Source organism: Micromonospora siamensis (genome assembly GCF_900090305.1).
Lineage (GTDB): Bacteria > Actinomycetota > Actinomycetes > Mycobacteriales > Micromonosporaceae > Micromonospora > Micromonospora siamensis.
This window is the reverse complement of sequence record NZ_LT607751.1, coordinates 717,425-729,724: the sequence shown is the minus strand read 5'-3', so window position 1 is coordinate 729,724 and position 12,300 is coordinate 717,425. Positions and strand designations below refer to the sequence as shown.

Genomic DNA, 12,300 nt, shown 5'->3' with positions numbered 1-12,300 from the left:
ACGACGGGGCCGGCAGGGGAACCGGTCAGCCGAGCACCTCGTAGCGCACGGTCAGCTCGCCCAGGTCGACCGAGGCGATCGCCTCGAACGCGGCCCGGGACAGGTCGATGCAGCGGCCGTCGATGTACGGGCCACGGTCGTTGATCCGCACCACGACCGACTTGCCGTTCGCCGGGTTGGTCACCCGGACCTTGGTGTTGAACGGCAGCGTCTTGTGCGCGGCGGTGAGGGCGCTCGGGTCGAACGTCTCGCCGTTCGCCGTCATCTGCCCCTCGTCGTAGAAGGACGCGCCGCAGGTGCCGCTGTCGACCACCGTGCTGGTGGGGGCGGCGGTCCGCTTGGTGGCGGTCGGCTTCGGGCTGGCCGTCCGGGTGGCGGTGGGCTTCGGGGCGGCGGTGCGCTCCCTGCCCCGGGACGCCGCCTGCGCCGACCGGGTCGCCTTGGGGCTGGCGGTCACCGTCCGCGTCGGCGAGGGCGAGGCCGAGGCGGTCGGGCTGGGCGAGCTGGTCGCGCTGGGCGAGCTGCTCGGCGGGACGGTGCTGGGGACCACGGTGTCGACCACGACCGGCGGCGCGGCCTCGCCGGCGGTGAGCTGCACGGCGCCGACGGTGCCGCCGACGGCGATGGCCACACCGACGGCCGCGGTCGCGGCGATGCCGGCCGGCGAGGAGAAGAAGCGGGTACGGGTGTGCCTGCCTGCCACCGGCGTGGTCCTTCCATCGATCGAACAAATCGGGTCGGACCGTAACGAGAGAAGCACTTCCGAAGTCAACGTGATCATGGTGGTATGGCCCGAATTGCAGTGATACGTGTAGCCGATCATCCGAGCCTCGGTGGACCGAACGGCCCCGCCCCGGCCCCGCCGGCACCTGGCGCAGGATGGTCACATGCCCGCTGACCTGAGCGAACACCTCGTCGCGCTGTTCCGCTGGATCGATCCCGGCCCGTCCAGCAGCCACCTGGTCAGCGACGTCTCCGGCTGGTGGCGCGACCCGGAGGTGCTGGCCGGCCTCGGTCCGGCCCTGGTGGAACCGTTCCGGGTCGCCGCGCCGACCGTGGTCGTCGCCCCCGCGGTGACCGGGCTGATCCTCGGCCCGCTCGCCGCGACCGCGCTCGGCGTGGGGTTCGCGCCCGCGTACAAGGCGGGCGACGGGCGGGTGCCGGCCGGGGCGGTGAGCTGGGCGCAGAGTCCCCCCGACTTCCGGGGCCGCCGGGTCGACCTCGGGATCCGGGAGCAGCACCTCGGCCCCGGTGACCGGGTGCTCGTCGTGGACGACTGGGTCACCACCGGCGCCCAGCTCCGGGCCGTGTACGCGATCTGCGCCACCCGGGGCGCGACGGTGCTCGGCACCGCCGCGGTGGTCCGCGACTGCCCGGCCGAGGTCGCCGACGAGCTGCGGGTACGCGCCCTGCTCGACGCCGACCGACTCGCGGCTTGACCTCCACCGAGCTTCATGTTTGACGATCGGCACCATGGACACGGGGATACTCGACGAGGCGTACCGACGACTGCACCGCACCGGCCCGGAGTTCGAGGGCTGGCTCTCCAACCACGGACCGATGGCCGTCGAGGCGCTGGTCCGCAACGGGGAGGCCGGCCGGGTGCACCGCTGGCTCGACGCGTACCTGCGACGGCTCGACGAGCTGCCCCGCGGGTTGCGGCCGATCGACGACTGGCGGGCGGCGCTGGGTGACCCGAAGCGGGCCGGCGACTGGCTCGCCCACTTCGACCGGGAGCTGCGCGACCGCCCCTGGCGGGAGGTGCTCGGCACCTGGTGGCCCCGGCTGCTGCCCGGGATCGCCGCCGGCGCCACCCACGGCGTGATCCGGGTCGGCCACGCCGTCCGGGCGCTGCGCGACGGCGGCGACCAGCCGCAGCGGCTCACCGAGCTCGGCCAGGCGCTCGGCTACTGGGCCGCCCGCTGGCAGCCGGTGCCCGGCGCGGACGGGCTCGACCTCGGCCGGGCAAACCGGCCCACCGGCGGGCACCCCGTCGACGAAGAGGCGGACCGTCCCACCGGCCGGCACTCCGCCGGGGAGGGGGCGGCGGAGCGTCCGGAACGTACCGACCTGATCGACGCGCTGGGGAGCCTGCCCCGGCTGCCGGACCGGACCGGTGGCATCCTCGACCGGCTCGGCCGGCTGCCGGACGTACCCGGATGGTCGGCGGCGCTCGCGGCGCCGCACCCGGCGCGGACCCCGGCCGACGCGGAGCGGGGCCTGGTCGCGCTGACGCACCGGGCGGCGCTGGACTACCTCCGGTTCGGCCACGAGAACCCGGTGATGCTGGTGCACGCGGTCACCGCGCCCACCGCGGTGCTGCGCACCCTGCCCGCCCTCGACCCGGCGCTGTGGGTGCCGAGCCTCGCCGCCGCCTGGTCCGCCACCGCCGCCGTCACCGCCGTGTACGCCCCACCCCGGCCCGTCGCCGAACCCGCCGTCGGGCCGGCCGAGCCCGCGGAGGTCTTCGCCCGGGCGGCCCGGCACGGCGACGAGCACGTGGTGAAGCTCGCCGACGCGGTCCTCGACGCGCACGCCGCCACCGGTGACGCGCGGGTGCTGGCCGCCGCCGGATACGCCGGTCAGCTGATCTGACCGCGGGCGGCTGGGTACAGTCCGCAGGATGTGGCCTCGGATCGGTGGACTGCGCACGCTCGCCCTCGGCACCCCCGGTGACCTCCGCGCCCGGCTCAACGGCCTGGTGCTCGCCGGGGTGAAGACCGCCACCGCCGGCCTGCTCACCGAGTACGCGCAGGAGCGCGAGGAGTTGGAGCACGTCGGCGAACGCCTGGTCCTGGTGGACGACGACGACCAGTTCGTCGGGGTGGTCGAGGTGACCGGCGTCGAGGTGGTCCGCTTCGCCGACGTCAGCTGGGACTTCGCCCGCTCCGAAGGGGAGGGTGACCGGTCGCTGGAGGAGTGGCGGGCCGGGCACGCCGCCTACTGGCAGCGCGAGGGCACCCCGGTCACCGACGACACCGACGTGGTCTGCATCCGGTTCCGGCTGGAGTCCGCCGGGGACGGTGGGATCAGCACCGGCGACCTCAGCACCTGAGGGGTCAGGCCGACGGGTTCGCGTCGACGGCGGCCCGGACGAACTCGCGTACCCGGTTGGTGGTGTTCGTCTCCCGCCACACGGGGCCGCGCAGGATCGGCGGCGCGTCGCGGATCGGCACGTAGGCCACGTCCGGGCGCGGGTAGTACCGCCGGGTGTGCTCGCCCACCGGCAGCACCCCCCTGCCCAGTGCCACCAGGGACAGCAGCTCCGAGAAGGTGCCACCCGCCGGCCCCTTCGGCACCGGCCGCCCGGCGGGCGTCCGGTCGGGCGTGCGGTCCCGCTTGAAACCGTCCGAGGTGACCGCCGGGTACTGGATCACCGGATGGTCGGCCAGCACCTCCAGCGACACGGAAGCCTCCCGGGCCAGCGGATGACCCGCGGCCACCGCGAGGACCCGGGCCTCGGCCAGCAGCGCCGGGCCGCACGCCATGCCGTCGAACGGGTACGACGCGAGCAGCACGTCGATCGAGCCGTCCAGCAGGCCGGAGCGGGTGTTCGCCAACTGCGCCTCGAGCACGTGCACCGCGCACTCCGGGTGCCGCTCGGTGAAGAGGGTGACCGCGCGCAGCAGCACCGGGGCGGTCCACTCGCCCAGGAACGCCACCCGCAGCTCACCGGTGACGCCCCGGCCGGACTCCACCGCCCGCCGGACGGCGTCCTCCATCCCGGCGACCAGCGGGCGCAGGTCGTCGGCGAGGCGCGACCCGATCGGGGTCAGCCGGACCATCCGGCTGGTGCGCTCGAACAGCGGCGCCCCGATCCGCCGCTCCAGCTTCTTCACCACGTGACTGATCCGGCCGGTGGTGACCCGCAACCGCTCGGCCGTCCGGCCGAAGTGCAGCTCGTCGGCCAGGGTCAGGAACGTCTCGACCTCGTGCCGCTCCAGCAAGACCGACCCCCGTCGTTGAATCTGGTTCACCGATCGTAGTCCGATCGGGGCTTGGTTCCGGTCGTCGTCCCGACGATCGTGGAAGGCGTCAGATCCTCCGGCGACGGGAGCTCCCATGACCGACCTGACCGACCGCGCGACCAGCCCGAACGAGCCGATGAGCCGCGTGCGGGTGACCGGCTTCGACCACCTGGTGCTCACCGTCGCCGACGTGGAGCGCGCTCTCGACTTCTACTGCGGCACCCTCGGCCTGGAGCCGGTACGCGTCGACCGCTGGCGGGCCGGCGAGGTCCCCTTCCCGTCGGCGCGGGTCAACGCGGAAACGATCATCGACCTGATCCCCGGCGTGCCGGGCGGCTCCAACGTGGACCACATCTGCCTGGTGGTGCGGCCGGTGGACTGGGCGCAGGTGATCGCCACGGGCGCGTTCGAGGTGCTGGAGGGGCCGGTGCCACGCTTCGGTGCGCGCGGCACCGCCACCTCCGTCTACGTACGCGACCCGGACGGCAACACCGTCGAGCTGCGCTGGTATCCGCAGGACAGCTGAGATCAGCCTCGGCGCAGCTCCGGCAGCAGCCGGGTGGCCACGTCCACCAGGACCGCCTCGTCACCGGCGTACCAGCTGCTCTCCCGGGGCCAGTGGGTGATCACGTCGGTGAAGCCGAGGGCCGCGGCCCGGGCCACCTGCTCGGCGAAGAAGTCGGCGCTGCGCAGCGAGAAGACCGGCGCCGCGTCCAACGACAGGTGGCGGTCCAGGGTGGCCGGGTCCCGGCCCGCCTCGGCGAGCGTCCGGTCCATCCGGGCGCAGAGCGTGGCCACCCCGTCCCACCACGCCTCCAGGTCCTCCTCACCGGTGCCGGTGGTGACCCACGCCTGACCGAACCGGGCGACCAGCCGCATCGACCGGGGGCCGTTCGCGGCGAGCACGAACGGCACCCGGGGCTGCTGCACGCAACCCGGGTTGTTGCGGGCGTCCACGGCGGTGAACCACTCGCCCCGCCAGGTCGTGCCGTCCTTGCGCAGGATCAGGTCGAGCAGCTCGGTGAACTCGGCGAACCGGTCCACCCGCTGCCGCGGCGGCAGCGTCTCGCCGCCGAGCACCGCCGAGTCGAAGCCGATGCCGCCCGCGCCCAGCCCGAGCAGCACCCGCCCGTCGGAGACGTCGTCCAGGGCGGTGACCTGCCGGGCGAACGCCGCCGGATGCCGGAAGTTGGGCGAGGCGACCAGGGTGCCCAGCCGGATCCGCGAGGTGACCGTCGCCGCGGCGGTCAGCGTCGCCATCGAGTCGAACCAGGGCCCGTCGACCAGGTCCCGCCAGCCCAGGTGGTCGTACGTCCAGGCGTGGTCGAAACCCCACTCGTCGGCCTGCCGCCACCGCAGCCGCGACCGCGACCAGCGCTGGTCCGGGAGGATCACGATGCCAATCCGCATGATCGCCAGGGTACGACCACCGCCCGGCACCTCGCCCGGCATCCCGCCGCGCTCCTATCCTGGGGCGATGGAGCTGGAGTTCAGCGGCGAGATCTGGTTCTGGCGAGGCCCTTCACCGCACCACTTCGTCACCGTCCCACCGGACGCCTGTGAGCGGCTGGCGGAGGTGTCCGCCCAGGTCAGCTACGGCTGGGGCATGATCCCCGTGACCGTCGCGACCGGTGGGTCGACCTGGCCGACGGCGCTGTTCCCCAAGGACGGGCGCTATCTGGTGCCGCTGCGGGCGGACGTGCGCCGCACCGAGGGGCTCGACGTCGGCGACACCATCGCCGTCCGCCTGACCGTCGACGTCTGACCGGTCACGCCGACGGTTCGAGAATCGTGAGGTCGCGTTCCGCGTAGCGGCGGTGCGCGCAGTACTCCTCCATCAGCACCCGCAGGCGGCAGGGCGAACCGGTGGTGCGGCACCGCCTCGCCGAGAATCATCCGGCCCACCCAGGTGTCGGCGGCGAAGACCAGGTGCCGCAGCGTCTCCACGAAGGACCGCTATGGGGGCATCATGGTCGATGGGTCCGACATATCTTGTCCGGATGACCGAGGAGCCGCTGTCGGGTGGGCACAACGCCCACGAGGTCGTCCGGATCGGCGACACGGTGCACCGCCGGGGCGACGGCAACGCGTTCGCCGTCCGGGTCCTCCGGCACCTGGCCGAGGTCGGCTACCCGTACGCTCCGCGCCACCTGGGCGTCGACGAGCAGGGCCGGGACGTGCTGACGTACGTCCCCGGGGAGACCACCGACCACCCGAGTCAGCGGACCGCCGGGGCGTACGCCCTCGGTGGCCGGATGCTGCGCGACCTGCACGACGCCACCGCGGGCCATGCCCTCGCCGCGGGCCGGGAATGCGTGCTGCACGGTGATCCGGGACCGTTCAACACCATCTTCCGGGCCGGCCTGCCGGTCGCCTTCATCGACTGGGACTCCTGCCGGCCGGGTGACCGGCTCGACGACCTCGGCTACCTGGCGTGGACCTGGTGCGTCCAGTCGCAGGGGCACGTGCCGATCGACGACCAGGCCCGCCACCTGCGGGAGCTGCGCGACGGCTACGGCGACGTCGGGGCCGACACGCTGGTCGCGGCGGTGCTGCGCCGGCAGACGGAGCTGGCCGAGGTCGAGGCCGCGAACGCGGCCGACCCCCGGCACAGCGCCGCACGGCGGCGGCACGCCGAGTGGGCGGTCGCGTGGGCGACCGGCGATCGGGACCTGTTCCTGGGGCACGAGCACGTGTTCCGCGCGGCCCTGCGCTGAGGCAACGGGGGGGGCGGTGCGGCCCGGATGCCTCGGCGGGCCGTTCGACCCGACCGGCCGCGCCGGAGCGGGGCGGTCCGGCGGCCCATGCCCCACTAGAGTCGCCTGTCGTGACCCGGCCCGCGCTGCCCCCGATCGTCGAGCAGACCCGCGTGTTCCTGCTGACCCAGACCTGGCTGCTGCTGGTCGGTCTTCTCGGCCTGCTGCTGCTCGTGCAGGCGCTGTACGCCCGCGGAGCACTGGAGGGGACGTCCGGCGACGACTTCCTCGTTCTCCTGCTCGCCACCATGGTGACGCCGGCCGTGCTGGCGCTGGCGGCGTGGGGCGTCCGACGGGGCCGGCGCGTCGGTTGGGTGCTGGCGCTGCTCGGGGAGCTGGCCGTGGCATTCCTGCTGTACGCGGCCGTCAACTTCGGGTTCTTCCTCGGCGTACCGGTGCTGATCCTCGCCGGCATCGGGGCCTGGGTGGTGGTCAACCTCCTCCGCGCCGACGTCCGCGCGTACCTTCTCCGCCGCCCGGATCGGCGGGACGTCGCCGGCGTGCGGGAGGCCCGGTGACCGCGGGCCCGGGCAGCGGCAGGTCCGACCGGCCGCGGCTCGCCCTGGCCGCCACCGTGCTGGACGCGCCCGACGCCCGCGCACTCGCGGCGTTCTACGAACGCCTGCTCGGCTGGTCGCGGGAGGACGACGAGCCGGACTGGGTGACGCTGCGGGCCCCGGACGGCGGCGCCGGCCTGGCCTTCCAGACCGAGCCGGCATACGTACGCCCGGTCTGGCCGGCCGGACCCGGGCAGCCGCCGATGATGGCCCACCTGGACATCGAGGTCGACGACCTCGACGCGGCCTCGGCCCACGCGGTGGCCGCCGGCGCCACCGTGGCGCACTTCCAACCCCAGACGGACGTACGCGTGCACCTGGACCCGGCCGGTCACCCGTTCTGCCTGTTCACCTGAACCGCTGCCCGCCGACCTGGGGCCACGCCATCGGGGTGTCCCGGGATAGCCTCGGCCGGTGCCCCGGCTCCGTTGGCCCGACCTGCGCAACGCCCGCGACCTCGGCGGGATCCCGACCACCGACGGTGGATGGATCCGGGAGCGAGCGCTGATCCGCACCGACAACCACGGCCGGCTCGATGCCGCCGGCCTCGACGCCGTCCGCGCCTACGGGGTCGCCCGCGTCATCGACCTACGGTGGGAGTGGGAGGCGGCGAAGTACCCGAGCCCGTTGGCCGGCGACGAGCGCTACCGGCTCGTCCCGGCCTGCTTCGACCCGACCGGCGACGAGGAGATCCCGCCGGACAGCTACCGGCTGATGGCGGACGCGAGTCGGGACCGGCTGGCCGCCGCGCTGACCGCGATCGCGGAGGCGCCGCCGGGCGGGGTGGTGCTGCACTGCCACGCGGGTCGGGACCGTACCGGGATGGTGGTGGCGCTCGCGTTGCACGCGGCGGGCGTGGCGGTGGAGTCGATCGAGGCCGACTACGCGCTCACCGAGGGCTCGCCACCGGACATGATCGTCAACACCTTCGCCCACCTGACCAGCCGGTACGGCGGGGTGACCGAATACCTCGTGGGGTGCGGGTTGACGCCGGGTAACCTGGCGGCCATCCGTGACCGGCTCACCGAGGTCGCGGTCCGGTGAGTCAGTATCACCAACAGCATCGACAGCAGGCCGGCATCCTGGGCCATCCGAACCCAGAGCGGCGTCTCGGCATGGCCGCCCTGGCCACCCAGATCCCTCACCGCGCCCGTCATCACCGCGGGCAGCCACAGCAGCGCGTACTCCCGCGGAGCCTCGGTCGCGCTGGAGTACCACCGCCAACCACCGGGCGCCGAGCGGACCCGTCAGCACCGTCAGTACGGTCACTGATGCGAGAAGAACACGACCTCGGTCGGCATCGGCCCGACCCCCTCCCGGTAGGCAGTTCCCCATGACCTGACAGCGGGCCATACCGGAATCAGGTCGGCGTCGCGGTCCCCGAAAGCGGAACACCTCGCCTACACGCCACCTCCTCGCCGGTCACGCTGAGTCAACCGGCGGCACCGAAGCCGCGATTGAGCGTGATACCTGAGAGTCATCAAAATTCTCTGAGGTATCACGCTCGCGGCGGAGTTCGCCTCGATGCCCGGGCGGACGGAGGGGCACGCGGGCAGCGGCCATCACCGGGATGCGGCCCGCTTGACGTCCATCAGCTCAAGCACCTCGTCGCTGAGTCCGTGGATCGCGATGTCGTCACGGTGGCTCTCCCACCGTTCGCGGTCGAGCACCAGGTTGATCTGCTCCTGGCGGCCACCGTCGAAAGTCCGGATCGTGGTGCCGTTCGACTGATAGCCAAGCGACCACGAGACTCCCAGCGACGCCGCGTTGGTGGACCAGGCGGCGGACTCGGCGCGATCCGCTCCCAGCCCGGCGAACGCGAGATGCAGGACGGCGCACCGCATCTCCTTGCCGTAACCACGCCCCTGGAACCGCCGCGCGATCCAAGACCCCGTCGAGACGGTCCTGGTGATCCCGAAGTCCTGCGCGCCGATCTCCTGCACCCCGACGCACACGCCATCGACCTTCACCGCCATCACCAGGTTCCACCTGCTCGGCCGCCAGTCCGCCAGGGACGCCCAGTAGTACCGCAGGAACGACCATTCGGCCTGGGGAGACGGTCCCGACTCCCATCCCGCTACGGGCGAACGCGCCAGGAAGCGGTTCTGCGGATCGTAGATGCCGGCTGCCGCATGGATCGCCAGTGCGGCAAGCTCGTCCTCACCCGGCACAGCCAGCTCAAGCACGGACGTCGTCACCCGCATACGGCGCACGGGCCAGATCTCGGCCAACGTCATCCGAGCATCATTCCCTGTCCTGCCGTCCGCCGTCGGCCGAAGTGTGGGCGCAAGCGTGGCCAGTGGCCCGTGGAGGGCCCGCTCGGTGCTGATGGCCTTCGCAACGTCGAAGGCCCTGGTCGGGACTTGCGTCCTGACCAGGGCCTCGATGGTGGAGCGGGTGACGGGAATCGAACCCGCACTGTCAGCTTGGGAAGCTGATGTTCTGCCATTGAACTACACCCGCAGGCGGCACCACTGTACCTGAGGTCACCGACCGCGTGCACCCAGGTCCCCCGCCCGGGCCCGCCGTGAGCGATCGTCGCCGCTCGGTGGACAAGAAGTTTCCTCCCGGCAACATATGGGCGTTCTCAAATCCGTCGATCGGATGTAACGTCTGCCACACGTTCCCGGCACGGCGTGACATACCCCCTGTCGCGCCGCGAGAAAGAGGTGGGCCCATGGGACTCCGTCCCAATCTGCTGACCCGGCGTACCGCCGGTGTCGCGACGACGACCCTCGCGCTGCTGCTCAGCACCGCCGCGGTGGGCGTCGTTCCCGCTGCTTCGGCCTTCTCGGCCGCCCCGAGCAAGGCCTGTGCCGAGCCCGCCGACTCGCACTCGGACGCGCGGGTGAAGAAGGGCGGCACGGCCAAGCACGACCCCAACAGCCTGACCGCCGCGCAGGTCCGCGACCGCGAGGCCGACCTGGCCGCCGCCCTGCGCGACCGCGCCAACTTCCGTACCGGCCCCGGTGCCACCGCCCCGCTCGCCTCCGTCACGATCCCGGTCGTGGTGCACGTGATCCAGCGGGACTCCACCCGGGCCGGCGGCAACATCCCGGACTCGCTGATCACCTCGCAGATCAGCGTGCTGAACCAGGCGTACAGCGGCGCCACGGGCGGCGCGGCCACCGCGTTCAGCTTCCAGCTTCAGAAGATCAACCGGGTCACCAACCCGTCGTGGTACCCGATCGTGCAGGGCTCGACCGCCGAGCGGAACATGAAGAGCACCCTGCGCGAGGGCGGCAAGAACACCCTGAACATGTACCTCGGCGAGCTGAGCGACAACCTGCTCGGCTGGGCCACCTTCCCGCAGCGCAAGCTCAGCAGCATGGACGGCGTGGTCGTGCTGAACGAGTCGCTGCCGGGTGGCTCCGCCACCAACTACAACCAGGGCGACACCGGCACCCACGAGATCGGCCACTGGCTGAACCTCTACCACACCTTCCAGGGTGGTTGCTCCGGCTCGGGCGACAGCGTCAGCGACACCCCGGCCGAGGCGTCACCGGCCTACCAGTGCCCGACCGGGCGGGACACCTGCTCCACCGCGGGCCTGGACCCGATCACCAACTTCATGGACTACACCTACGACAGCTGCATGTACCAGTTCACCCCGGGCCAGGCGTCCCGCATGATCACCGCGTGGAACGCCTACCGCGCGGCCTGACGCGACGCGCCACGGAAAAGGCGCCGGCTCCCATCGGGGGCCGGCGCCTTTCCTTCGCACGCGAAGCCGGCGGCTCGCCTTGCCGAGCGCGTCGCCAGCGGTCGGACCGCGCGCGGGTCAGGCGGCCGGGCGGCGGGTGTCGAAGCCGTGCCGGCCGCGAAGGGCGTCCGTGCCGGGCACCCGCCGGTGTGCGCCGGCGTGGGCGCCCGGGTCGAGCCAGAGCTGCACCGCCGGGCGGAGCGGGGCCCCGAGCGCGGACGTGCCCTGGGCCCGTCGGGTGAGCATGGCGACGTCGACGGTGAACTCGAAGAGCCGCCAGTCGACCTGGGGTGCGGCCCGCCCGGCCCGGGCCACCCGGGCGAGCCGAGCGGGGTCGGTGACCGGCCGGGCGTGGCCGGCCACGTACGCCTCGTCGTCGCTCTCCTCGGCGGGGAACGAGTGCAGCGCGTAGCGGCCGTCACGTTCGAGGTCACGCCGCTTGGGCGAGTCGATGACGAAGCAGAACAGCCCCTCGTCGGTGATCACCGGCGAGACCGGGTGGACGCGGGGACCGCCGTCGGCGCGGACGGTGGCCAGGTAGCCGAAACCGGGACCGTACTGCTGGAGGAGAAGGCGGATCCCGTCGGCGAGTCGGGGCTCGTCGGCGGCGAAAGCGGACCAGGAAGCCATGCCGACAGTCTATCGAACATGCGTTCTAATTCGCAGTCCGACACGCAGGTCACCCACCCCGATCGTGCCCGTGTCGCATCGCTATGGTGGTGCGATGCTGCTCTCCGACCGCGACCTGGTCTCCGAGATCAAGGCGGGCTCGCTCGCGTTGGAGCCGTTCGAGCCCACGCTGGTGCAGCCGTCCAGCATCGACGTACGCCTGGACCGGCTCTTCCGGGTCTTCAACAACCACCTCTACACCCACATCGACCCGTCGGCACAGCAGGACGACCTGACCTCGGCGGTGGAGGTGCCGGACGGCGAGCCGTTCGTGCTGCACCCGGGCGAGTTCGTGCTCGCCTCCACGCTGGAGGTCGTCACCCTCGGCGACCAGTTGGCCGCCCGGCTGGAGGGCAAGTCGAGCCTGGGCCGGCTCGGCCTGCTCACCCACTCGACCGCCGGCTTCATCGACCCGGGCTTCTCCGGCCACGTCACGCTGGAGCTGTCCAACGTGGCGAACCTGCCGATCACGCTCTGGCCGGGCATGAAGATCGGCCAGCTCTGCATCTTCCGGCTCTCGTCGCCGGCCGAGCACCCGTACGGCTCGGCGGTCTACGGCTCCCGCTACCAGGGGCAGCGCGGCCCGACGCCGAGCCGCTCCTGGCAGCAGTGGCGCACCTGGCCGACCCGTTGATCCGGCCGGCCAG

16 protein-coding genes and 1 tRNA gene are annotated in these 12,300 nt (G+C 72.8%); 11 read left to right on the top strand and 6 right to left on the bottom strand.

Translation table 11 applies throughout. From position 1 onward, the window contains the following. Positions 1 to 25 precede the first annotated feature (25 nt). On the bottom strand, positions 26 to 703 hold the full coding sequence (locus GA0074704_RS03375) for a septal ring lytic transglycosylase RlpA family protein (RefSeq protein ID WP_088969135.1): 678 nt from the start codon (positions 701 to 703) through the stop codon (positions 26 to 28). A gap of 184 nt (positions 704 to 887) precedes the next feature. Between GA0074704_RS03375 and GA0074704_RS03370 the strand changes: the two genes are divergently transcribed. From GA0074704_RS03370 to GA0074704_RS03360, 3 genes are read left to right on the top strand one after another with little or no spacing between them, the layout of a single operon-like run. Beyond that, complete coding sequence (locus GA0074704_RS03370) at positions 888 to 1,439, top strand: phosphoribosyltransferase family protein (protein WP_088969134.1); 552 nt, start codon at positions 888 to 890, stop codon at positions 1,437 to 1,439. Positions 1,440 to 1,473: 34 nt separating this feature from the next. After that, positions 1,474 to 2,595 carry a questin oxidase family protein gene (locus GA0074704_RS03365; protein ID WP_088973419.1) on the top strand — a complete coding sequence of 374 codons (1,122 nt, stop codon included), beginning with the start codon at positions 1,474 to 1,476 and terminating at the stop codon, positions 2,593 to 2,595. Between the two features lie 28 nt (positions 2,596 to 2,623). Beyond that, on the top strand, positions 2,624 to 3,055 hold the full coding sequence (locus GA0074704_RS03360) for an ASCH domain-containing protein (RefSeq protein WP_088969133.1): 432 nt from the start codon (positions 2,624 to 2,626) through the stop codon (positions 3,053 to 3,055). A 4-nt stretch (positions 3,056 to 3,059) separates the two neighbouring features. Here the strand turns inward: GA0074704_RS03360 and GA0074704_RS03355 are convergent, their stop codons facing one another. Then, a complete protein-coding gene (locus GA0074704_RS03355) occupies positions 3,060 to 3,947 on the bottom strand; it encodes a LysR family transcriptional regulator (protein ID WP_088969132.1) in 888 nt (295 codons plus the stop codon). 115 nt (positions 3,948 to 4,062) lie between these two features. On the opposite strand from GA0074704_RS03355, the gene GA0074704_RS03350 reads away from it, so the two are divergent. Continuing rightward, entirely contained in the window at positions 4,063 to 4,494 is a 432-nt protein-coding gene (locus GA0074704_RS03350; RefSeq protein ID WP_231926750.1) for a VOC family protein, read from the top strand. 2 nt (positions 4,495 to 4,496) lie between these two features. Here the strand turns inward: GA0074704_RS03350 and GA0074704_RS03345 are convergent, their stop codons facing one another. Continuing rightward, the gene (locus tag GA0074704_RS03345; protein WP_088969131.1) at positions 4,497 to 5,420 is read right to left on the bottom strand and encodes an LLM class flavin-dependent oxidoreductase; all 924 of its coding nucleotides are present in this window, start codon (positions 5,418 to 5,420) and stop codon (positions 4,497 to 4,499) included. 25 nt (positions 5,421 to 5,445) lie between these two features. Here GA0074704_RS03345 and GA0074704_RS03340 point away from each other — a divergent pair, with 25 nt between their 5' ends. The 5 genes from GA0074704_RS03340 (at position 5,446) to GA0074704_RS03320 (ending at position 8,325) form a co-directional block, all read left to right on the top strand. Beyond that, positions 5,446 to 5,733 carry a DUF1905 domain-containing protein gene (locus GA0074704_RS03340; protein WP_088969130.1) on the top strand — a complete coding sequence of 96 codons (288 nt, stop codon included), beginning with the start codon at positions 5,446 to 5,448 and terminating at the stop codon, positions 5,731 to 5,733. Between the two features lie 235 nt (positions 5,734 to 5,968). Then, the gene (locus GA0074704_RS03335; RefSeq protein WP_088969129.1) at positions 5,969 to 6,685 is read left to right on the top strand and encodes an aminoglycoside phosphotransferase family protein; all 717 of its coding nucleotides are present in this window, start codon (positions 5,969 to 5,971) and stop codon (positions 6,683 to 6,685) included. 110 nt (positions 6,686 to 6,795) lie between these two features. Next, the gene (locus tag GA0074704_RS03330) at positions 6,796 to 7,242 is read left to right on the top strand and encodes a hypothetical protein (RefSeq protein WP_088969128.1); all 447 of its coding nucleotides are present in this window, start codon (positions 6,796 to 6,798) and stop codon (positions 7,240 to 7,242) included. Beyond that, positions 7,239 to 7,637, top strand: coding sequence for a VOC family protein (locus GA0074704_RS03325; RefSeq protein WP_088969127.1), 399 nt, complete (start codon positions 7,239 to 7,241; stop codon positions 7,635 to 7,637). Before GA0074704_RS03330 ends, GA0074704_RS03325 begins: the two co-directional genes overlap by 4 nt. 58 nt (positions 7,638 to 7,695) lie before the next feature. After that, a complete protein-coding gene (locus GA0074704_RS03320) occupies positions 7,696 to 8,325 on the top strand; it encodes a tyrosine-protein phosphatase (protein ID WP_088969126.1) in 630 nt (209 codons plus the stop codon). Between the two features lie 518 nt (positions 8,326 to 8,843). Here the strand turns inward: GA0074704_RS03320 and GA0074704_RS03315 are convergent. Together GA0074704_RS03315 and GA0074704_RS03310 are read right to left on the bottom strand one after the other, a co-directional pair. Continuing rightward, a complete protein-coding gene (locus tag GA0074704_RS03315) occupies positions 8,844 to 9,518 on the bottom strand; it encodes a GNAT family N-acetyltransferase (RefSeq protein ID WP_088969125.1) in 675 nt (224 codons plus the stop codon). Between the two features lie 152 nt (positions 9,519 to 9,670). After that, positions 9,671 to 9,744, bottom strand: a tRNA-Gly gene (locus GA0074704_RS03310). A 214-nt stretch (positions 9,745 to 9,958) separates the two neighbouring features. Here GA0074704_RS03310 and GA0074704_RS03305 point away from each other — a divergent pair. Then, positions 9,959 to 10,945: a zinc metalloprotease gene (locus GA0074704_RS03305; protein ID WP_088969124.1), complete on the top strand. Its 987-nt coding sequence runs from the start codon at positions 9,959 to 9,961 to the stop codon at positions 10,943 to 10,945. Positions 10,946 to 11,062: 117 nt separating this feature from the next. Here the strand turns inward: GA0074704_RS03305 and GA0074704_RS03300 are convergent, their stop codons facing one another. Beyond that, entirely contained in the window at positions 11,063 to 11,614 is a 552-nt protein-coding gene (locus GA0074704_RS03300) for a pyridoxamine 5'-phosphate oxidase family protein (protein WP_088969123.1), read from the bottom strand. A 94-nt stretch (positions 11,615 to 11,708) separates the two neighbouring features. Between GA0074704_RS03300 and dcd the strand changes: the two genes are divergently transcribed. Continuing rightward, positions 11,709 to 12,287 carry a dCTP deaminase gene (dcd, locus tag GA0074704_RS03295; protein WP_088969122.1) on the top strand — a complete coding sequence of 193 codons (579 nt, stop codon included), beginning with the start codon at positions 11,709 to 11,711 and terminating at the stop codon, positions 12,285 to 12,287. Positions 12,288 to 12,300 lie beyond the last annotated feature (13 nt).